General features: G+C 44.1%; 20 protein-coding genes and 1 pseudogene. 13 read left to right on the top strand and 8 right to left on the bottom strand.

The window, feature by feature from the left end:
* Positions 1–133: 133 nt before the first annotated feature.
* The 5 genes from yccS (at position 134) to AB4133_RS00085 (ending at position 5,688) form a co-directional block, all read left to right on the top strand.
* Positions 134–2,317: a YccS family putative transporter gene (gene yccS, locus AB4133_RS00105; RefSeq protein ID WP_372223739.1), complete on the top strand. Its 2,184-nt coding sequence runs from the start codon at positions 134–136 to the stop codon at positions 2,315–2,317.
* A 332-nt stretch (positions 2,318–2,649) separates the two neighbouring features.
* Complete coding sequence (locus AB4133_RS00100) at positions 2,650–2,835, top strand: hypothetical protein (protein ID WP_065584591.1); 186 nt, start codon at positions 2,650–2,652, stop codon at positions 2,833–2,835.
* Positions 2,836–2,956: 121 nt separating this feature from the next.
* Positions 2,957–3,277, top strand: a complete 321-nt coding sequence (locus tag AB4133_RS00095) for a hypothetical protein (RefSeq protein WP_017060893.1) — start codon at positions 2,957–2,959, stop codon at positions 3,275–3,277.
* 161 nt (positions 3,278–3,438) lie between these two features.
* On the top strand, positions 3,439–4,701 hold the full coding sequence (locus tag AB4133_RS00090) for a hydroxymethylglutaryl-CoA reductase (RefSeq protein ID WP_029235254.1): 1,263 nt from the start codon (positions 3,439–3,441) through the stop codon (positions 4,699–4,701).
* A gap of 75 nt (positions 4,702–4,776) precedes the next feature.
* Positions 4,777–5,688 carry a LysR family transcriptional regulator gene (locus AB4133_RS00085; RefSeq protein WP_065584590.1) on the top strand — a complete coding sequence of 304 codons (912 nt, stop codon included), beginning with the start codon at positions 4,777–4,779 and terminating at the stop codon, positions 5,686–5,688.
* A 75-nt stretch (positions 5,689–5,763) separates the two neighbouring features.
* On the opposite strand, the gene AB4133_RS00080 is transcribed toward AB4133_RS00085, so the two are convergent.
* The 3 genes from AB4133_RS00080 to AB4133_RS00070 form a co-directional block, all read right to left on the bottom strand.
* Positions 5,764–6,678, bottom strand: a complete 915-nt coding sequence (locus AB4133_RS00080) for a YjjW family glycine radical enzyme activase (RefSeq protein ID WP_372103245.1) — start codon at positions 6,676–6,678, stop codon at positions 5,764–5,766.
* A 43-nt stretch (positions 6,679–6,721) separates the two neighbouring features.
* Positions 6,722–8,287, bottom strand: coding sequence for a YjjI family glycine radical enzyme (locus AB4133_RS00075; RefSeq protein WP_372223738.1), 1,566 nt, complete (start codon positions 8,285–8,287; stop codon positions 6,722–6,724).
* A 322-nt stretch (positions 8,288–8,609) separates the two neighbouring features.
* On the bottom strand, positions 8,610–9,209 hold the full coding sequence (locus tag AB4133_RS00070; protein ID WP_017064785.1) for a class I SAM-dependent methyltransferase: 600 nt from the start codon (positions 9,207–9,209) through the stop codon (positions 8,610–8,612).
* A gap of 161 nt (positions 9,210–9,370) precedes the next feature.
* Here AB4133_RS00070 and AB4133_RS00065 point away from each other — a divergent pair, with 161 nt between their 5' ends.
* Positions 9,371–10,249 carry a LysR family transcriptional regulator gene (locus AB4133_RS00065; protein ID WP_016797108.1) on the top strand — a complete coding sequence of 293 codons (879 nt, stop codon included), beginning with the start codon at positions 9,371–9,373 and terminating at the stop codon, positions 10,247–10,249.
* 57 nt (positions 10,250–10,306) lie between these two features.
* Here the strand turns inward: AB4133_RS00065 and AB4133_RS00060 are convergent, their stop codons facing one another.
* Entirely contained in the window at positions 10,307–10,657 is a 351-nt protein-coding gene (locus tag AB4133_RS00060; protein ID WP_017060899.1) for a hypothetical protein, read from the bottom strand.
* Between the two features lie 288 nt (positions 10,658–10,945).
* On the opposite strand from AB4133_RS00060, the gene AB4133_RS00055 reads away from it, so the two are divergent.
* Positions 10,946–11,842, top strand: a complete 897-nt coding sequence (locus tag AB4133_RS00055) for a cation diffusion facilitator family transporter (RefSeq protein WP_372123134.1) — start codon at positions 10,946–10,948, stop codon at positions 11,840–11,842.
* Positions 11,843–11,889: 47 nt separating this feature from the next.
* Here AB4133_RS00055 and yddG read toward each other — a convergent pair whose 3' ends face one another.
* Together yddG and yjjG are read right to left on the bottom strand one after the other, a co-directional pair.
* Positions 11,890–12,822, bottom strand: a complete 933-nt coding sequence (gene yddG / locus AB4133_RS00050) for an aromatic amino acid DMT transporter YddG (RefSeq protein ID WP_371721354.1) — start codon at positions 12,820–12,822, stop codon at positions 11,890–11,892.
* A 159-nt stretch (positions 12,823–12,981) separates the two neighbouring features.
* A complete protein-coding gene (gene yjjG / locus AB4133_RS00045; RefSeq protein ID WP_372223736.1) occupies positions 12,982–13,656 on the bottom strand; it encodes a pyrimidine 5'-nucleotidase in 675 nt (224 codons plus the stop codon).
* A 213-nt stretch (positions 13,657–13,869) separates the two neighbouring features.
* On the opposite strand from yjjG, the gene AB4133_RS00040 reads away from it, so the two are divergent.
* The 3 genes and pseudogenes from AB4133_RS00040 (at position 13,870) to AB4133_RS00030 (ending at position 16,490) form a co-directional block, all read left to right on the top strand.
* A complete protein-coding gene (locus tag AB4133_RS00040; protein WP_017060903.1) occupies positions 13,870–14,022 on the top strand; it encodes a hypothetical protein in 153 nt (50 codons plus the stop codon).
* Between the two features lie 260 nt (positions 14,023–14,282).
* The gene (gene yiaY, locus AB4133_RS00035; RefSeq protein ID WP_372223734.1) at positions 14,283–15,431 is read left to right on the top strand and encodes an L-threonine dehydrogenase; all 1,149 of its coding nucleotides are present in this window, start codon (positions 14,283–14,285) and stop codon (positions 15,429–15,431) included.
* Between the two features lie 195 nt (positions 15,432–15,626).
* Positions 15,627–16,490 (top strand): annotated as a pseudogene (locus AB4133_RS00030) (hypothetical protein).
* A gap of 164 nt (positions 16,491–16,654) precedes the next feature.
* On the opposite strand, the gene AB4133_RS00025 reads toward AB4133_RS00030, so the two are convergent.
* On the bottom strand, positions 16,655–17,089 hold the full coding sequence (locus AB4133_RS00025) for a YccF domain-containing protein (RefSeq protein WP_004730224.1): 435 nt from the start codon (positions 17,087–17,089) through the stop codon (positions 16,655–16,657).
* A gap of 247 nt (positions 17,090–17,336) precedes the next feature.
* On the opposite strand from AB4133_RS00025, the gene AB4133_RS00020 reads away from it, so the two are divergent.
* On the top strand, positions 17,337–17,462 hold the full coding sequence (locus tag AB4133_RS00020; protein WP_017060906.1) for a hypothetical protein: 126 nt from the start codon (positions 17,337–17,339) through the stop codon (positions 17,460–17,462).
* Positions 17,463–17,564: 102 nt separating this feature from the next.
* Here AB4133_RS00020 and AB4133_RS00015 read toward each other — a convergent pair whose 3' ends face one another.
* The gene (locus AB4133_RS00015) at positions 17,565–18,641 is read right to left on the bottom strand and encodes a low specificity L-threonine aldolase (RefSeq protein ID WP_017071139.1); all 1,077 of its coding nucleotides are present in this window, start codon (positions 18,639–18,641) and stop codon (positions 17,565–17,567) included.
* A 303-nt stretch (positions 18,642–18,944) separates the two neighbouring features.
* Here AB4133_RS00015 and AB4133_RS00010 point away from each other — a divergent pair, with 303 nt between their 5' ends.
* Positions 18,945–19,559: an NAD(P)H-dependent oxidoreductase gene (locus AB4133_RS00010; RefSeq protein WP_017060908.1), complete on the top strand. Its 615-nt coding sequence runs from the start codon at positions 18,945–18,947 to the stop codon at positions 19,557–19,559.
* A 3-nt stretch (positions 19,560–19,562) separates the two neighbouring features.
* On the top strand, positions 19,563–21,488 hold the full coding sequence (locus tag AB4133_RS00005) for a monovalent cation:proton antiporter-2 (CPA2) family protein (protein ID WP_054547053.1): 1,926 nt from the start codon (positions 19,563–19,565) through the stop codon (positions 21,486–21,488).
* Positions 21,489–21,689 lie beyond the last annotated feature (201 nt).

Raw genomic sequence — 21,689 nt, 5'->3', positions numbered from 1 at the left:
CAATGAGAATTAATAATATCTCATATCTTATCGACGCTTTCATGACCACCTACGGGCAATTATGGATAAGTATCAAATTCTTGTGCTTGATTTCTGTTAGGATTATGGTTTTTAGTGTGTCAAGTGAGCGACTGTGGACTTTTCAGCCAAATTACGCCTCTATTGGGCGAATAAAACCATAAATTACAGCGTATTAATTCTCATCACTCTGCTCGGCGTGGTGGTGCCTGCTTGGTATTATGGACAAAACACACTGATCACGCCTTTGATCTTAGGCGTTATTGCTGCGGCTCTTGCGGAAAGTGATGACAGCTTTACCGGGCGCTTGAAAGCACTCACGCTGACCTTTATCTGTTTCGCCGTTGCGGCTTTCTCTATTGAGCTTCTCTTCGATACGCCTTGGCTGTTCGCGATCGGGCTTTTTGTTTCAACCTTCTCTTTTATCATTCTCGGGGCAATTGGCCCTAAATACGCGAGTATCGCGTTTGGTTCTCTCTTGGTTGCCATCTATACCATGCTTGGTGCACACGAGAGCACCAACCTTTGGTTTCAACCGCTTCTACTGTTAACTGGCGCCGCTTGGTACTACTTCATGTCGATGATTTGGCAGATAGTGTGGCCAATGCAACCCGTGCAGCAAAACTTAGCCACGGTATTCGATCAAATCGGTAACTACATCGATTCAAAAGCGGAACTCTTCTACCCCGTTTCTGACTTGATTCCCCAGCCACACCGAATCATTGAAGCCAAACTCAACGCGAGTACCGTTAACGCACTCAACATGTGTAAAGCGACGCTGCTTAATCGCTCTAAGCGCGGACACATTGACGGCCCTAGTGACCGATTTCTTAACACCTACTTCATCGCACAAGATATTCATGAACGCGTCAGCTCTAGCCACTATCGCTATCAAGAGCTAGCAAAACACTTTGAGCGCTCTGACGTGTTGTTTAGATTTAAGTATCTACTGGAAGCGCAGGCCACTGCGTGTAAAGAAGTGTCGAGCTCGTTGAAAGTTGGCGCTGAATACCAGCATGGTGACAAGTCTGTATTGGCACTCGATGAGCTGATGTCTTCGCTCAATCATCTGCACCAACAGAATAATCCTAAATGGAAATCACTGCTGAACCAGTTGGATTACTTATTCAATAACCTAGCAACCGTTGAAAAACAGCTCTCGAATATCAGCAACCCAGATGCAGAGAAGATTGAAGAAGGTGTATTGGACGATACCAACCCTCATACTTTGACGGCAATGTGGCACAAGATCAAAGCTAACTTGCACACCGATTCTATGCTATTCCGCCACGCGATTCGCATGGCGATCACTTTGACGCTGGGCTACGGGATTATCCAGGGTTTTGATATCGAACGAGGTTATTGGATTCTACTGACGACACTGTTTGTGTGTCAGCCAAACTACAGTGCAACCCGTCAAAAACTGACGGCGCGTGTCATTGGCACGGTCGCAGGCTTGTTGATCGGAGTACCTTTACTGACCTTCTTCCCGTCGCAAGAGAGCCAATTGGTGTTCATTGTGATCAGTGGCGTGATGTTCTTTGCGTTTCGAATCAATAATTACGGGTTTGCGACCGGCTTTATCACACTGCTTGTGCTCTTCTGCTTTAACCAATTAGGTGAAGGCTACGCGGTAGTATTGCCAAGGTTAGCGGATACCTTTATTGGTTGTGCTCTCGCCGTGCTTGCTGTCATTTATGTGTTACCTGATTGGCAGTCGAAGCGACTGCACAAAGTGATGGCGAATGCGCTCGATTCCAATAAGAACTATCTCGCTCAGATCATCGGCCAATACCGTGTCGGTAAGAAAGATAGCCTAAACTATCGTATCGCTCGACGTAGTGCGCATAATAATGATGCAAACCTGACTGCCGCGATCAGTAGCATGTTGGTTGAACCGGGTAAGTACCGCACCTCTGAAGATGAGAGCTTCCGATTCTTAACACTCAATCATGCTCTACTTAGCTATATCTCGGCTCTGGGTGCTCACAGAACGCGTATTGATGATGAAGCGACACACAAACTGGTGCTAGATGCGCACAGAGTAATCCACCAGCATCTCGACGCTCTAAATGATCAACTCTATTCTCATAAAGAGCATTGTGAAGTGAAAAACGCTTATGACCCGGAGCTGGATAAACGTTTGAGTGAATGGCGAGAAGAAGATGAGAATTCTGTCAAAATGGTTCTACAACAGCTCCATTTGATCTATCGAATGCTTCCAGAACTGCATACCTTAGCGACCAAGTTTGCAGTTAAGGTTAAGATCGACAAGTCGTTTGAAACAGAAGCTTCTTGAGCAACAAACAAAATACCGTAAAAACAAAAAGATAACGCCAATTGCTTATATTTTGATCATCACAAATATTTATACATTGCTTTACCCATACCCCTAATTGGGTAGAGAAATTACTTACCTACCCTTGTGCCACAAGGGTTGAAGGCGTTTTCACATTGTAGGAATTTTCTGACTTTGATTGACCAAGCCTTAACTTTTCCTAACATTTCTCGGACAAAAAACAACCACAGGAATTTATAGTTGTCTTAGTTTCAAGAAACTTCAAACATCATTTAAAATTCACTTAATCTTGTTTGATTTCCTGAATCAGTAGACTATGCTCTAAAGAGCATATGGATTTGAACAAAGGTCACACTATGAATACACAGCAATTTGAAGCATTTAAGCAGCAAATACAGCTTCTTAGCCCACAACAATTAAAAGCACTTCAGAGTGAGATCGACGGCAACCTCGAAACAGAGAAGCCTTCTTTGCTTACTGATGAAGAATTAAACGCGCTAAATGACCTGTTCAGTTAATAGACAGACATCACTATTTTAGCTTAAGTTCACATTTTCACCGTAAATTTCATCTGTTCACCATTGCGCTCAAAATATCGTCCGCCTAGACTCATTCCATACGTCAATAAAAGGTTCTGATATGTCGATATCTGGTATTCAATCTGGTTACGCCATTATTCAGCAATCCACCAACATGGCTGAAGAAGCCGCAATCGAGCTCAACCAAGCCTCCAAACACGCTCTAGAATCCGACGACACTTTCGAAGCTAGCGATCTCAGCTTTAATCAAATAGAGCCTGAACAAGCCATTTCCTTTAAAGACAAAGAACCTGAACCTGCTTCATCTTCAACCGATTCCCTGATTAAACTGACACAAAGCGCAAGTTATAACCGCGTTGGTGCAAGTGTGGTTGATCGTCAAAACGAAGCCATCGGTAGCCTTCTCGACATTCATATCTAAATTTCGCTCAAATACAGCCTATATTTCGCGAAACTTCGCTGCTTTTTGCTTCAACAACCACACAAACTGTAACTCATTATATCAGGCGCTTGTTTCTGGTTTATTACTCGGTAGAATCAGCGCAAACCAATTTGCTGCACAAACTTTACTTCATACTATTTATGCCAAAACTAAATCTGCATCGCCGTGACTATGTTTCTATTTTAGGAGGCGACATCTCCGCAGACGAATTAGAAAAAAAGCTTCAGCCTCATTTTGAAAAGCCAGTAAATAAGCTGACACCTAGCCCCTACCTGACAGAAAAGAATCTCACACGTCGCTGGACAGCGCTCGATAATGCAGATTCACAGCAAGAACTGCTCGACCCTCATACACAAAGTCAGTTCCAAGCTTATGAGAAAAACATTGAGCACTTTATTGGCACCGTTAAAGTCCCTGTGGGAATATCTGGCCCTTTAAGAGTCAATGGCCTATTTGCTACGGGCGATTACCTCGTACCACTCGCGACCACAGAAGCTGCGCTTGTCGCGTCTTATAACCGTGGTTCTAAGCTGATTACGGCTTGTGGTGGCGCAAGTGCTATGTTGCTCAATGAAGGCGTAACACGTACTCCTGGCTTTGCATTTCAAGGATTAGTTGAAGCCGGACAGTTTGTGGCTTGGGCTGTGACACAGTATGACCAGTTCAAGATCTTGGCAGAATCAACAACATCACACGGCAAGCTGACCGACATTAATATCAACATCGAAGGTAACCATGTTTACTTGGTGTTCGAATTTCTAACCGGAGACGCTTCTGGTCAGAATATGGTGACCATCGCAACCAATGCCGTGTTTGAGTACATCATCGAAAATACGCCAGTTAAGCCTGACCATGCTTTCCTTGATGGCAACTTGTCAGGCGATAAGAAAGCCAATACCCAAACCTTGCGCAGCGTTCGTGGCAAAAAGGTAACTGCTGAGGTTAATATCCCTGCAGAGCTTGTCGCGAAGTACCTACACACGACACCAGAGAAGATGGTCCAGTTTGGCCAAATGACCACAGTCGGTGGCGCTTTGAGTGGTACTATCGGTATCAATGCCCATTATGCGAATGCGTTGGCGGCACTCTATATCGCTTGTGGCCAAGACGCGGCCTGTGTCGCCGAGTCAGCGATTGGTATGACGCGTATGGAACTCAACAAAGAAGGCGGTTTATACGCTAGCGTGACACTGCCTAACTTAATGGTTGGGACTGTCGGCGGTGGTACCGGCTTGCCAAGTCAAAAAGCCTGTTTAGATTTACTTGGGCTGCATGGTAACGGTAAATCACAAGCCCTAGCTGAAGTTTGTGCTGCACTGTGTTTAGCGGGTGAACTATCGATTGTGGGCGCATTTTGCGCAGGCCACTTTTCACGAGCGCACCATAAGCTAGCTCGTAAATAACCTTTATCCAATTTGGCTTGTTCGATTTTGTCGTTCATGCAAAATCACAAGCCAATCTGAATGCGTGAGTCATAAATGGATTACTTACACTTATCTAGGGTGAGCCTTAAGCACCTCACTGCGCTTCATATTATGCTGAACACCCACAGCGTCACTCAGACCTCAGAGCAACTCTGTGTCAGCCCTTCGAGTGTAAGCAAAACCCTGTCTCAGTTGCGTGACATCCTGAATGATGAGCTTTTCTATCGAGATGGTACCAAGCTTATCCCGACTCCCTTTGCTCTGAAGATAGCGCCCACTGTTCACGCAATTCTTTCAAGCATGAATGGACTGCTTCATCAAAAGAGTTTTACCCCTCAAGAGTACCAAGGCAGTTTTTCACTTTCGATGCGTGAAAGTACTTTCGAAGTATTTGCCTCAAAGATCAGTAAAATTACCACTGAGCTCGCGCCAAGCGCGAAGCTCAACATCTATTCGAAACAACAGCTCGGCTTCGATGCTTTACTCAGTGGCAAGGTCAATTTGATCTTGTTGCCTCATGATATATCTCAGCCGCCGACCGATAACAAAGAGCTGGTTTGGGAAACAATTCTTCCAGATGAAATGGTTTGTTTGATGGGCGCACACCACCCTCTCGCTCAGCAAGAACTGACGGTAGAAGGCTACTTAGATTACAAGCACATTGGGATTTTAGATAACGAACTGTCTCAGCCTTACTTTGAACAAAACTTGGTTCAATGCCACCAACCAAGAGAGATGGCGATATCGGTCGCGGACTTCGGCGCTGCGGCTGTGTTGTGTCACCACACACCTTTCCTGTTCACTTGCTCTAAACAGTGGGCTGAGCATGCTAAACAAGCTCAGGGCTTAGTGAGCAAGCCCTTGCCTTTTGATTACGGTAAGGTGGCGTACAGCTTGGTGTGGAATAAACCCAACATGAATGATCAAGCGATCAAATGGTTGTGTGACCTGTTTTTAGAAGCTTAATATTTTTAGAGACTTAATATCTTTAGAAAGTTAACGTTCTTAGAAGCCTGATTGACCGCCTAAGAAATCTAAAGACTAGGTATAAACCTCAGGAGTTTGCATCGGTCTTTGAACTATGGTGTAGAGCTTATCGTGAAAGCTCTGCATCTGTTTTTCGGTGCATTTCGGCCAATCTAACGCGTCGCCAATGACACCATGATGCTGAAACGCATTGAGTCGAATTCGAACATCACTTGGTAGAGTCTTCAAGTAACGCCCCACTTGTTCAATTTCGTCCTCAAGATCGCTTTTATTTGGGATATGTAGCAACCTAACTTCGTGCAGTTTTCCTTTATCTGCTAAGTAGTTAATGGTTTCAAACACCCTATGATTACCTCTACCCACTAACCATTGATGTGTTTCCGATTGCCATGATTTTAGGTCAATCATCGCGCCATCAAGATAAGGCAACACCTTGTCCCACCCTTGAAGTGACAGCGAACCATTACTATCAATAAAACACGTGAGATGCGCTAACTGTGGATCACGTTTAATCGCTTGAAACAGCTCTATGATAAACGGCAATTGCATGGTCGCCTCACCACCTGAAACGGTGATACCACTCAGGAAGAACTGATTATGCCTAACCAGTTCAAGTACCTCGGATACCGTCATCGTGGTGATTTTGGGGCTCGACTTATGATCACAAATATCGACGCACTGATCGCAGTTGGTACACGCGACCGGATCCCACTTCACCTTACCATCTACAGAGCTTAATGCGCCGCTTGGACACCCACTTATGCAGTCTCCGCAATGGTTACAGTGATTAATAGTGTGTGGGTTATGGCAGGTTATACAATCGAAATTGCACCCTTGTAGAAACAGCACTAGGCGATTTCCCGGTCCATCAACACAAGAAAAGGTCAGCACACGGCTGACCTTCGCTTGTTTTTCTGTCTTATTATTTTTAACCCTAGCCATTTGAGTTGTTAGATCAGAAATTTTCATAATTCACATTGTTCGTATTCGAAACGCATAACACACGTTAAAGCTATTCGTATGTCGGCGACATCTCTAAACTCGCCACGCGTGGTTTACGCTCTAATATGCCCGTGTTCTTCGCAGCTTCGGCACCTAAAAAGGTGGTATTGGTGCGTGAGCCTTGCTCGTCATATTTGGCAATGTCAGATAGCTTAATCATGTAACCCGTGACACGAACCAAATCATTTGATGCAACGTTAGCCGTGAACTCTCGGTAACCCGCTTGAATCGCGCCTTTACACAGGTTAAACATCGCTTCAGGGTTAGATTTCACTGTTTCGTCGATGGTCAGAATGTCACTGATGCCCGAGGTGTAGAACTTATGGTGACCCGCGGTTGCACGAACGTAAGAGACAGGATCCGGTTCGGTACCATAAGGAATACGGACACCCGGCGTCACATCTTCATCTAAGCTAATACCGCCTTGAGCATGCAGCAGAGCTTTACCTTCTAATCCATATTTCACTTCAGAGCGTTCAACGATCTCAGCCAGCTTTTCAGAGATACGATGACCAAGCTGATTCGCCAGTTCATCGTGACCATAACGCCCTGCTTGACCTTCTTTCTCCAGCAAGATGTTGACTGCTTCCGCCATGCCGTAAATACCAAACATTGGCGCAAAGCGATCCTCTTCGATCAAACCTTCTTTGGTTAAGAAGCCTTCGAAGAAGTTAGACTCTTCATGCAAGAAGCGGCTTCGAACGTTCATCAACTCAACCATGATGCCACTGTAGTTCGGCAATACTTGTTGTAAGAAATCAGCACTGTCCTCAGACTTCAACGCCACTTGCTTAAGGTTCATACGCACCAAGGTGTTTGAACCACCCGCTAACGGCAGAGAGTTGTAGCAGCTCACAATACCAAAACGCTTATCGCCGTAAGCCTCGGCATGCGCTGGATAGTTTGCAATATGTGGTTTACTGCATTCACAGATGTTGCTCGCCGCATGACGAAGTAGATCATCAGGTGTCACGGCTGGGTCGTACATAAAGGTTAAGTTTGGCGCGATCTGCTTCAATTCAGCGTCTACACGTAGAATCGTACGGCAGATAATGTTGTCTGTCGGGCCGATGTTCACATGCATAAACGCGTCTGGCAGTGTGCGATCCAACATAATCCAAAACAGCTTAAGCTTTTGGTATACCTGCTCTTCCGTTAAGTCGCCCACGAAAGGCATCAACACATCATCCAACTGACCTAAGTAAACCGGAATGGAAGTCACTGACGGAACGTGATGATAAAGGATGGTTAGCATGTTCAATGCTTCGTCGAAATTAGTTGCCGCGCTAAGCTCTAAATACTTTGAGCCTTGATGTAAGTATTTAGAATAATCGGGAAGCACATAGCGCGGCTTAAATGGGGCGTGACCTTCAAACATGTCACATAGCACACCTTGTTGTAAGGCTTGCTCTACTTCATTGCTTACCGGCATGTACGGTAGGCTAGCTTCAGCTTCTAAGGCAAGATAACTCGATTTCTGTTTTGGAGACAGATTGGCATCTGAAATGATATTGCTAAAGCGTTGTTGTTGCACTGAAAGTGGTGAAGAAGTAGATGACGCAGATTGGTGGCTCATGATTAAACCCTTAGTGTTGTTATGGGCTTATTTTATATCTCACCGTTATATTTCCACTAATGAAATGTATGCAAGACTACATTTCCAAAATGGAAATAAATAATTTGTAAATTAGCGGTGTTGAGTTTTCTATGAGCGAGATGAGAAATAGAGAAATAGAGAAACCAGAGTTAGTAGTGAAGAAATGAGAAAGCGCTAATTCGTTCTGTTTAAAACGATAGCGCCAAAAAGAGAAAACCCACATAACTGACGTTAGAGTCGTTAATGTGGGTTTAGTAGTTTAAATGAGCATTCTGAATGCTAGCTCAAGGCATACACACGATTACAGATCTGGAAGCGCTTGTTTACGTCCAACACCCATTAATACCTTTAACTCTCCTTGTGGAGTGTCAATCGAGAACGGTGTAGAGACTTCAACTACTGCAAAGCCCGCTGCACTCAATACATTTTCTGAGCGCTGTTGGCTTACACCGTAGTCTTCACTGTCGCTTTCCAAGTACCAATCCCAGTGTACAAACGTGCCGTCATTTTCAAGCAGCGTGTAAATCAGACTGACTGTGTCTTGTAAGTTCGGGATAAAACCACACACCGAAGAGGCTACCACTAGATCAAATTGGTTTCTGAATGCTGGGTGCTGCGCTGCTAGTCCGCGCGATAAAATATCAACAACCGGTTCAACGTTAGGTAGCTCTTTCTTATCTAACTCTTCAATCATCCCTTCGGAGATGTCGAGTGCGATGATCTCTTTTGCTAAAGGAGATATTTTCTGGCTGAGTAGTCCTGTACCACAACCAAAATCAAGGACACGGGTTCCGTTTAAGTCAACGAGCTGTGTTAACTGGTCAAATACGGACTGTGCGAATACTGCGGTCGCGGGATCTTTATCCCAATCAACGGCGTACTCGTCCCATTGTTTCGCCATCATGGCCTCCATCTTTACTTCTTGTAGGTTCGGAACCCCCCCAGAGTAAACCAAATTAGTCAATTCGTCATAGAGTTATCATGCAAAGATGGACTATTTCTAAGATAGTCAGCACAATATTCAGATAATATGCACCAACCCCCGCTCAATATGGAAATGAAATGAACCTTTCTCAAGTCCAAGCCTTTTGTTCCGTTGCTGATTTAGGATCAGTTTCTGAAGCTGCACGCCAGTTAGAATGCAACCGAACCAAACTCAGCATGTCGATTAAAGCCTTGGAAAAAGAGTTAGATGTCGAGCTGTTCGTCCGCAGCGGAAACCACGTTGAGCTTTCAGAAGCGGGTAAAGCGATTTACAAAGATTGCGAAGGCATGTTGGTGACAGCCGCGCGTATTAAACAAACCTGCTTGCATGTTTCGGGCGAATTCAACGCAGAAATTTGGATAGCACGAGATGACTCCCTACCCGATGAAATGTGGCAGGACTTATCTCACGCCTTAAATAACAAGTACCCTTCTACCTCATTCAACTTCGTTCTCGCATCGAGCGGTGACTTAGCTAACCTAGTTGAAACTCAGCAAGTCGACTTCGCATTTGGTGTCGATTACGAACGCGTCGATGACCCAAGAATTATCTACAACCCGCTTGGTAAGATTCGAATGATGTCTGTATGTAAGAAAGGACATGATTTGAGTGCGATGCGACGAGTGTCTGATGAAGTACTGAGAAATTCGATGCAAGCAACCATGGTTTATCTTAATGAAAAGGATAATCCTGAGCTTGAGCCCTTCTCGCGTCGTTACATTGGCTTCTCTAGCTTCGACTTTATGTTGGATACGATTCTACGTGAAGAAGCATGGGGCGTAATGCCTGAGCCATTGATTCGCCATTTACTGCGTGAACAAGAGCTTGCCGTGATCAAACACACCTACGGTTTAACACAAGAAGACTACTGTATGTTTACCGCGGCTGGCATGGCAGAGCACCCAGGAATGAATTGGTTGGCCGACCAGCTTAGTGATTATTTGTTTGATTTCTAGCTCGCGCTTATTGCTTATCGTCGATAACAAAGGGAAAAACCACAAACAGCACTACTCCTAAAAGACCATCACGTGATCCACTAAATAGCGTCCGTCTTCTTCAACCAATACCATTTCAGCGACAAACTCACCTTTGGCGATGGTGTAAGCTTGTTTCCACACAAAGGCGATGGAGTCTGAACGTCTAAATAAAGCAACTTGCTCACGCTCAGCAAAAAAGCCATTACTGTGCTGATAATGGTGACACACCTTTTCTAAATATTCTGGCGTAACAATGTCTTTCATCCTTTGAGTAAAATCTCGACAGTGCTGTTCATGATCAACCTTAGTTGAACCATCCATCAGATTATCCATGATCGGGTTAGCAATCGCCCACAACTCATTATCACTGATATCGTCAAACTTCATATTGATTCACTCCTTGTCCATCGCAGTCGCAGTCAAATCTAGAAGACCAATAAGACCTTAGCGACTAATGTGTTTTATTAATCATAAACGATCCTATTTCAGTTGCACACCATCACCAAAAAACACTCAACGTCAACTTTATTGACACCACACCCTGATCTTAAGTCACTGAATTTTATTGATTTATATGTTCGAATTAAATAAGACATATAAACATCATCAGATAAAGTTTGTAAAGTTAGCTCATTATTAGAACAATGAAGTTATCAAAAACATCTGGAAAATATTATGTGTGACAGGAAAAGCCAAAACGAAAATCGAGTACTACTGTTCTCAGCCCTTTTAGCATCAGGCTTCGCAATTGGCGGATTGGTGTTGGGTCTTCTCGTTGGCTCTCTGGTCATAGTATTTGACGGTGTCTATTCTCTTATCAGCTTACTGTTAACTTTATTGTCACTAGCTGCCTCGAAATACATCAATCGCCCTTCGGACACTGAGTTCCCGTTTGGTCGAGCTATCATCGAGCCGATTGTGATTGCGATTAAAGCCGTTGTGATTCTTCTTGTGGTTGGTTATTCACTTTACTCTGCGATTGGTGCCCTAATGACGGGTGGCCGTGAAGTTGATGCTTCTATCGCAACTCTGTTTGGTATTTTCAACGTACTGGGTTGTGGTTACGCTTGGTGGTACATCGCGAATAAGAGTAAACGTATTTCTTCAGGTCTGATTCAGGCTGAGTCTAAACAGTGGCAAATGGATACGCTACTGAGTGTAGCGGTAACCGCGGGTTTCGTAGCGGCTTGGTTAATTACTTTTTCTCCGCTTGCAGAATACGCAGTGTATGCCGACCCAATGATGATGTTGCTAATGTCTTTCTACTTCATCAAAGTGCCTTTCGACATGTTACGTGAGGCGATGCGCGAACTGCTTATGATGTCGGCAAACAAAGATATTTGTGATGCGGTAGATAAGAACGTTGTCGCGGTAGACAAAGAAGCGGATCAAGATTTAGAGCTAATGGGCGTGACTAAGGTTGGTCCAGAATTACGAATCAATGTTGATATTCATACCAACGACCAACAAGTGATTGCGGTCGATGATATTGAACGTACGCGCCGCCAACTTAAGCGACGCTTATCGAAGATGCCTTATGAGCTTCAATTGAATCTCAATATCGCGAGTTAAGAGTCGAGAGTTAAGAACCAAGAGCTAACCAATCAACCTCTCGCTGACTAAGACTCTGATTGAACCTTTTTAGAAGCCGACGCCGTAACCGTCGGCTTTTTGTCTCTGGTTACCCACCAGCAAGCTAAAGAGCCAATCGTTACCATACAAACGCCCTGCCAAAACGTCATGCTCAATGACAAACCCAAAATAATAGAAGACAGTAAGGTCGCAAAAATAGGCGTGAAATACGACATGGTCGCCAAGAAGACCATATTGCCGCCAAGTATCGCTGTATTCCAAAGCGCGTAACCTGCGCCCATACACACGCCTGCCAACACTAAGTCAATCGCAGCACTGGTTGTCATCACCATGCCGGTTTCGTTACTCAATGCGTATTTGATCCACAAGGTGATTGCCGTTGCGATAAAGAACAACACAATCGCATTCTGCCCTTTCGCCACTTTCTGAGTGTAATTACAGTAAACCGCCCAAATAATCGCGCCGAAAAACGCCATTGAATAAGTTTTTGGGTTAGTAGCAACATTGGCAGCGATTTGTTCAACAGAAAGCCCCTGATCGCCGCTGATGCTCCAAGCGACGCCAAAGAAGGCCAAGAAGATACTTGGGTAAACCAACCAGTTAATTTTCTTGTCGCTCAGCAGCACCGCAAATAACACCGTCAGTGCTGGCCATAAGTAGTTGATGACAGCCATTTCCAAGGCTTGATGTCTATTGTTTGCCATTCCTAAAGCCAGAGCCAAGAAGATCTCATAACAAACGAACAAGGTGCCGCCAATCAGCAAATAAGACTTAGAAAAGCGTGACAGCTTTGGTAGACCCATAACACAGATCAACAACAGCGCACTCACCGTGTAAAGGCTGGCCGCACCACCGATTGGGCCCAGTTGTTCAGATACGCTTCGAGACAGCGCGATTAAGCAGCTCCAAAGTAGAATGGCAGCAATGCCGTAGCAGCTATGGCGATGAGATTTAAACACACATCTTCCTTTTCTTTATTGTCATTGGGTAATCAAAGCGAGCTTAAAGCAAAGATAGACTTAAGCACCACTATCGATAACTTACAGTAGGTAAAAATAAGTAGCCGAGCACATAACTGCACTCGGCTATCAATCATTCACTCAAAAATCTAAAAGCAATTATGCCAATAACAGAGCTTGCAGGTCAGCTAAAGACTTAACTTGATAATGAGGGTTAATACCTGCTGGTGCTGCTTTCTCTTGGCTGTTCAACCAACACGTCTCAATACCAAAATCCAAGCCGCCTAAAATATCTGAATGCGGGTTATCTCCGACCATCAATACGCGTTGTTTTGCTGGTAAGCCAACAAGCTTGTGTGCATGTTCAAAGATTTCAGCGTCTGGTTTCGCGACACCGACTTCTTCAGAGATGATCACATGGTCAAAGTAATCTGTCATGCCTGTGCGTTCTAAACGTATAGATTGCAGCTCGGTAAACCCATTCGTGATGATACCCATGTTCACTTTGCCTTTTAAAGACTCCATCAACTCTTTTGCACCTGGGAGCAGAGAACAGATATCCGCCATTGCGGTCAAAAATGCACTGTTTAGTTCTGCTGTTGTTGTCTCTAATTTCTCAGCCCAGCTTTCGAAGCGCGTGTGTTTCAGTTGATCAGCCGTAATGCGACCATCTTGATAGTCTACCCATAGTGGTAGGTTAACTTCTTGATAAAAGGAATAATCCTGTTCGTTGAAGTCCACACCAAAACGAGAAAACATCAGCTTCATTCCCTGATAAGCATCAAAATGGAACAAGGTTTCATCTGCATCAAAGAATATCCAGTCGTACTTCATTTTATTTCCTATTAATCACGCTGTTGAGCTGCGTTTATCTTTAGTTGTTCATTGGCTCAAAGACCAGATGTTCATTCTACTACCAATTTTGTGAGCCTGAATATAGTTCTAATAATTTATAGAAAACAAGCCACAAGTCATGATGTATCGCAAATTTTGCCACATATTAAACCAATACCATACAATAAATACACTTAGGTACCGGGAGGTACTATGAAGCACTTTTTACCATCGTCTGTCATGCTTACCCCTTTTCTTGTCAAATACTATGACGAGGAGTCAGAAGACACCCTTGATTCTGAAGAGTCACAAGAACCTGAAATTGAATGCAGCGATGACTCAGATAAAACGTCGACACCAGCCTAACTAGAAGAGTTTTCAATGAAAAACCTTATTTTTCATTGTTATAGAGCTCCATACTGTCTCTAATTTAGTCGATTTATCGCGATCTATTACTGACAATCAACACAGCCAAAAACCATGAAAACGATTGCTATATGAGCCCTATCACAACGACTAGCCACAAAGTGGTAGTTCGAATTCAAAGTTGTTCCAGATCAATGGTCGACCACTTGAATGCCGACAACATGTAGGAAATTAAAAATCATAATTAACGGAGTTTTCCAATGTCTACTGCATTTTACATCCCTACAATCAACTTCATGGGTACTGGCTGTCTGGAGGATGCTGCTGATAGTATTCAGTCTCAAGGCTTTAAAAAAGGTCTGATCGTAACTGATAAGATCTTGAATCAAATTGGTGTAGTTAAACAGGTACAAGACCTTCTTAGCCAGCGAGGCGTAGACGCAGTTGTATTCGATGGCACTCAACCAAACCCAACCATCACGAACGTTAACGATGGTCTTGAATTGCTGACTGACAACGATTGTGATTTCGTTGTTTCTCTAGGTGGCGGTTCTCCACACGACTGTGCAAAAGGCATTGCTCTGGTTGCTTCTAACGGCGGCAAGATTGCAGACTACGAAGGCGTAGACCAATCTGAAAAGCCAATGATGCCTCTTATCGCTATCAACACTACGGCTGGTACAGCATCAGAAATGACACGCTTCTGCATCATCACTGATGAGGAACGTCACATTAAAATGGCGATCGTTGACAAGCACACAACACCGCTTATTTCAGTAAACGATCCTGAACTAATGCTTGCTAAGCCTGCATCACTGACTGCTGCAACAGGTATGGATGCGCTAACACACGCAATCGAAGCTTACGTTTCTATCGCAGCGACACCAATTACAGACGCTGTAGCGATTAAAGCCATTGAACTTGTACAAGCTCACCTAAGAACGGCAGTAGCGCACGGCGAAGACATTGAAGCACGTGAACAAATGGCTTACGCACAGTTCATGGCGGGTATGGCGTTCAACAACGCGTCACTAGGTTATGTTCATGCGATGGCGCATCAGCTAGGCGGCTTCTACGATCTTCCACACGGTGTGTGTAATGCTATCTTGCTACCACACGTTCAACGCTACAACGCGCAAGTTTGTCCTGAGCGTCTACGTGATGTTGCAAAAGCAATGGGCGTTAACGTTGAAGGTATGTCACCAGAGCAAGGTGCAGAAGCTGCGATCGAAGCAATTGTTCAACTAGCAAATGACGTGAACATCCCAACAGGTATCGCGCAACTTGGTGCGAAGCTAGAAGATATCCCTACTCTGTCTGACAACGCACTGAAAGACGCATGTGGTTTTACTAATCCTAAACAAGCGACCCACGAAGAAATCTCTGCGATTTTCGAAGCGGCAATGTAATCTGCCATTAAGTCACTTATAAACTTATCGACAAACGGGCTCACCTACTGAGCCCGTTTTCTTTACCTGCCATATGTTATTCAAGTCTCTGTTTTGAATAGCCACTGATTAAGATAAATCTCTTTAAAAGTCGCATTGTCATAACTGCTTAGTTATAGTCAAACTATTGATACATAGAATGACAAACAGGTTCCATTGAGTCGTTGGATAGTTAACTCCTCATTATTAGCATCGCTCGTTTCCCACTCTGCCTTCGCGGAGGAACAGGATGAGTGTCACAGCCAACCGTTAGAAGACACGCGCGTCGAAAAAGCTTACCACTACCTAAACAGCAAGTTTTGTCAGCCCGCAATATGGTTCGATAACTTCTTTGTGGATGACCGTATTACCGAGGACGCCAGAGCCGGAACCTCTGTACGTTGGTATAATGATTTCATCTATTCTGAAGGCGGCTTGGTCGACTATTCGACCAAGCTCAAAGCGCGCCTTCATCTTCCCTTTGTCAGTAAACGCCTAAAGTTGATCTACGAATCTGTCAGCGATGAAGAGTTCTTGGATTTCTTTCCGCAAGATTCAGAGGAATTAGAGAGCGCACTCGGCCTACGTTACGATGCTTATGCCAAGGGCTATAGCAGCTTCAATATTAAGGCAACATTGCAACCGCGTATCGAAGCTCGCTACCTATTTACCTACCCTCTCACCACAGATGCCGTATTCAGGCTGACCCAACGTGTATATCAAGAAAAACAAGAGACTGGTGAGATCAGCGACATCGACTTTGATCTTTCTTTAAGTGATGATTTCTTGGCTCGATGGTCAAGCTTTGCAGGATATAACGACGACCTTAAAGGTTGAAACTATGGTACAGGGCTAACCTTGTATCACTACCTTGCCCAAGATCAAGCACTTCAATATAGCGCCACGATTAATGCAACGGATGAGCCTCATAATCATTACGAATACGCTCAGGTTTCGGTTACCTACCGACAAAACGTATGGAAAGAGTGGCTGTTCTACGAACTCATCCCTCGTTATCAATGGGAACGAGAACCTCATTAGAAACACACCGAAGAAGCCAACATCACCCTTAGGCTTGAAGTCTTGTTCAACAATGTCTAGTGAGTGTTTGTGAGATTGGGGCATCGTTAGATAGAAAACGAGGCACAAAAAAGCACATCATGTGATGTGCTTTTTCAGTTCTATATAAGGCTTAAACTGTAGTCTTAACCCTTGTAGTTTCTTACTCGTGCCGCTTCTGCTTCACGCTTGTCGACAACGGTTTTACCGATTGGCGCCAATGAGATAACCGCGAGCTTAAGGTGCTGAATCGCAAACGGAATACCTATAATAGTAATGAAACACGCTACTGCTGACATGATGTGACCAATCGCCAACCAGATCCCCGCAAATAAGAACCAAATAACGTTACCAATCACACCTAGCGGGCTCGTGCCGATGTCCATTTCATTGGTTAGCTCATCACGCGAAATCGCTTCCTGACCAAATGGGAAGAATGAGAAGTTACCCATAACAAAACATGCTCTACCCCATGGAATACCAACGATGGTTAGGAATGCGAGCAGTCCGAAGAACCACCAAGCTAGTCCCATAAATACGCCACCGAACAGAAACCAAATGATGTTTCCTATTGTTTTCATTCTGTATTCTCCAAATCTTTGAATGCTATTTATTTAATATGCCGAGTAAGGCAATGATTGTTGTAATAGGTTCATTATTGTTGAACCTTTATGAACCGTTTATGAATCACTTACATTTTATGTGATTGATATACACCACGGTTCTCTAAATCTACATAGGGCTAAACCTATTTATTTGATACCATACACTTAGATTTTTAGTACCAAAAAGCTAAACAGACTCAACAACGAATTTAAGGCCGAATTTATGAATAACACTGAGCAACCTAAAAAGAAAATGAAAAACTGGGTGCCAATCGTCTTCTTCGGACTTCTCAGCACTGTTCCAGTGTTCATGTTCTTAGTTGATGTGTACATCAACCAGTATATGTAACAGAGCCGGACATCCTAGCTATATAAATGGATATAAGAACCCTTTCCTGTATCCATTTCAGTTCCAATTAGATCAGTTCTTCTTCAGCCAGCTCTTCGTTAATCAAATCAGCTCTTCGCTAATAAAATCTAGAATGTCTATCAGCTCATGATCAGGCAAATTTAGTAGGTTATCCCCTACATACCATTCAATCTTACATTGGTTTGGCAACTCACTGATCGCTGGGTTTCCTATCCAAATCTTGTGTTTCTTCGCTATGTTATCTCTCACAATAATGCCGTCTTCATAGCTCACAGGTAAATATAGGTGAAGCATGTTGACCTGCGGTTGCTGCGGATTAACAGTGAACTGAGGATAGTCTAATAAGATTTGGTAGATCTGTTTTGTTCGCTCAAACAGTGATGGCATCAACTCTAATCGCTCATCAAACTGCATTGCTGCTGAAACCACATAAGGCGTTCGGTGATAAACATTGCCACCTTGGCGCTTCATCCACGCAGAAGCTTTCGCTACAAAGGCTTTATCGCCCAACAATAACGAACCACCAAGGCCATTGAGACCTTTGTACAGCGAAACATAAGCACTATCGAAGCCCTGAGCAATCTCGCTGTATGACTTTTGGTAATAGGCGCCGCATTCCCACAAACGCGCACCATCCATATGAAGGTGAATTGATTGTTCTTTGCAGTACTGCTTGATCGCTTCAAGCTCATCCCATTCTGGTAATTGGCCGCCGATTTCACGCATGGGTAATTCATATAGAGCGGCTGCAATCTCATCAGGCCACGCCTTTAAGTCATCAACATTCCAAGTGCGAAATACGTTGCCAACGGGAAGTACGTTGAATCGGTTTTGGAGCTGATACCCTTGGCGTTCATGACGCATAATATGACTCGATTCATGCATCGCCACTACTGGGTTTCTTTTCTCTTGGCACGCAATTTCTAATGCTGTTGGTTGATTCATGGTGCCAGTAATCACAAATACAGCCGCTTCATAACCTAGCAGTTCCGCGACTTTGTTTTCGAAGCTCTCGATAAACTCACCATCGCCGTAGCTATCATGGCTCACATTGTGTGTCTCACACCATTCAGCCATCTGAGCGAATGTTTGTGCTGGAGTCGGTTCTAGGTGACCGGAAAGCAACAAATCACATTGTTGACGCAAGTCCATGCTCATAGTTTTTCCTTTATTCATTGTTGTTCTATGTAGGGTTATTGAATTATTTACGTTACCCGCCAACGGTGACATAAAATGCCCATATTCGCTTTTACTATTCATGAATAATTAGTTTTACTCAGTCATCGGCGGCTTGTGCCGGAAATACTCAAATTGACGGATGTTTTATATAATTAAGTACCTAAAAACACACGCATCTAAATAGATAAGTATGGGCTAATTCGTTGTTGTTCAACCATTCTTCTATTATTGTATATCTATAATTCCAATAAATATTATTCGTTAATGGACAAAGAGGGCTATATGTCGAAAAATCGAGTCTTGGTGCTATTCGCCCACCCTTCTCAGCATCGCTCTGAAGCTAACAAACCCTTATTTGAACAAGCCAAACGCATTAACGGGGTTACCTGTGTCGACCTCTATGCTGAGTACCCAACCTTCAAGATCAACATCGACCGTGAACAGAAACGCCTGTTGGACCATGACATCATCATTTTTCAGTTCCCACTATATTGGTACTCAACACCCGCGATTCTTAAAGAATGGCAAGACCTTGTTCTCGAGTACGGTTTTGCCTACGGTACCGACGGTAATGAACTGCAAGGTAAAAGCTTGTTATGCAGTATCACCGCTGGTGGCAAGAAAGATGCTTATCAAACTGATGGCTATAATCACTTCACCATACGTGAACTGCTTCACCCAATCGAACAAACGGCATCTTTGTGCGGTATGAACTACTTGGCTCCATTGGCTTTGTTTGGTTCACGTACTGCGTTGGAAGAAGGCCGAATTCAAGATCACGTAAACAGCTATAAAACGCTTTTAGAGGCTTTTGTTGCGGGCGAAGTCGACCTTAAAAAGGCAAGCAAGGCTGAAAAGCTAAACCATTACGTTGATGAACTGATGAGCAGAGGTTAAATCATGACAGGATATTTTCTACAAGCATTTATCTATTTGCTTGCCGCAGTCATTGCGGTCCCTATCGCCAAAAGGCTTGGTCTCGGATCTGTGCTTGGTTACCTCATTGCAGGTGTTGTGATTGGTCCAATTATCGGCTTAGTAGGCGAAGAAACGACAACCATTCAACACTTTGCTGAATTCGGCGTAGTGATGATGTTGTTCTTAGTCGGGCTGGAACTTGAGCCTAAGATGCTTTGGGCAATGAGAAACCGTCTTATGGGACTGGGTGGCCTGCAAGTTGGCGGCACTACCGCGATTGTTATGGGCATTGCTCTGTTCTTTGGGCAGCCTTGGACGATAGCACTCACCATCGGTTTGATCTTCGCACTGTCATCAACCGCGATAGTTCTACAAACATTCAATGAAAAAGGGTTGTCCAAAACCGAAGGGGGCAAAAACGCTTTCTCTGTTCTGCTGTTCCAAGATATTGCCGTCATCCCTATGTTGGCGTTCATTCCTCTATTAGCGTTGCCAGAATTAATTGAAGCTGCACAAAGCGCGGTCGCTTCAGCTTCTGATCACCATGAAGAGTTAAGTCTCGTTGCTGGCCTACCCGGTTGGGCTTATGGCCTTGTGATCACAGCATCTATTGCGATTGTTGTTGTCGGTGGGCACTTCTTGAGTCGTCCACTGTTCCGCTTTGTTGCAAGCTCAGGTCTGCGTGAAATCTTTACTGCAACCGCACTGATGTTGGTGATTGGTATTGCTGCACTAATGAGCCTAGTCGGCCTATCACCGGCTTTGGGTACCTTCCTTGCGGGTGTGGTATTAGCCAACAGTGAATTCCGCCACGAACTTGAGTCTAATATCGACCCGTTTAAAGGGCTACTACTTGGCTTGTTCTTTATTACCGTAGGTGCAGGCATCAACTTTGATGTCCTATTCAACGACTTTGGTTTGATCATTGGCCTCACCCTTGGCGTTATGCTACTCAAAGCCTTGGTGTTATTTACGTTGGCGTTAATCTTCAAAATCAAAAACAGTGACCGTTGGCTGTTTACATTGAGCTTGGCGCAAGCCGGTGAATTCGGTTTTGTCCTCCTGAGCTTCTCATCCCAAAACCATGTACTGCCAGCCGATATTGTTCAAACACTGTCGCTGGTTGTTGCACTTTCAATGTTCCTAACGCCAGGGTTATTCATTCTATTTGATAAAGTGATTCTTCCTCGTTACGAGCAAAAGTCTAACGATCGCGAAGAAGATACCATCGAAGAGAAAGGCACGGTGATCATTGCTGGTATTGGCCGATTCGGTCAGATTGTTAACCGCTTATTGGTATCGAATGATGTCAATACTGTGGTTTTGGATCATCAAGCTAATCAAGTCGACTTGCTACGTTCAATCAACATCAAATCTTACTTTGGTGATGCGACTCGTCATGATTTATTACATACCGCTGGTATCGAAGAAGCCGCAATGTTGGTTGTGGCTATCGACAACCAAGACTCAAGTGTTGAATTGGTCAAATACGTTAAACACAACTACCCTAAAGTGAAAATCTTAGCGCGTGCATTCGACCGTGGTCATAGTTATCGCCTAAGAGAAGCAGGTGCAGACTTCGTGGAATCAGAGACCTACCATTCTGCTCTTGAAATGGGTGCAGAAGCCTTGCGTTCTTTGGGTCATCACCCATTCTTCGTTGAACAACAGAAATCGACGTATCAACGTGTTGAAAGCCGTAAGTCTGAAAAGCTCTACCAAGCTTGGTCTGAAGCGGAAGAGAACCCGCGCTACGACAACAACTACCGACAAATCTTCATTCACCTTGAAGAAGCAATGAAAGAAGATATGAAAAAAGACCGTTCAGACAAGCACTCTCGATCTGAACGAGGTTGGACACCGCCACCGAAAGGCTATGCTGATGGCTTTGAGGAAGAAGAGTCCTAAGCAGAACTCTAAATAACGGCGCTAGATAACCATACTAGGCAACCATCAAAAGCGGCTATTTAGGCCGCTTTTTCTTTCATTGAACCCCTACAAAACGTCAAATGAGCATAAGTATCAGGTGCTGAAACTCGTAATCCGAGAGATTTATGTGATCTAGCTAAAATTTTTAATTTCTGACCACATAGGCTTTGTTTCCTAAAT

Source organism: Vibrio sp. 10N.286.52.F8 (assembly GCF_041468745.1).
Lineage (GTDB): Bacteria > Pseudomonadota > Gammaproteobacteria > Enterobacterales > Vibrionaceae > Vibrio > Vibrio crassostreae_C.
This window is presented reverse-complemented; position numbering and strand designations above follow the sequence as displayed.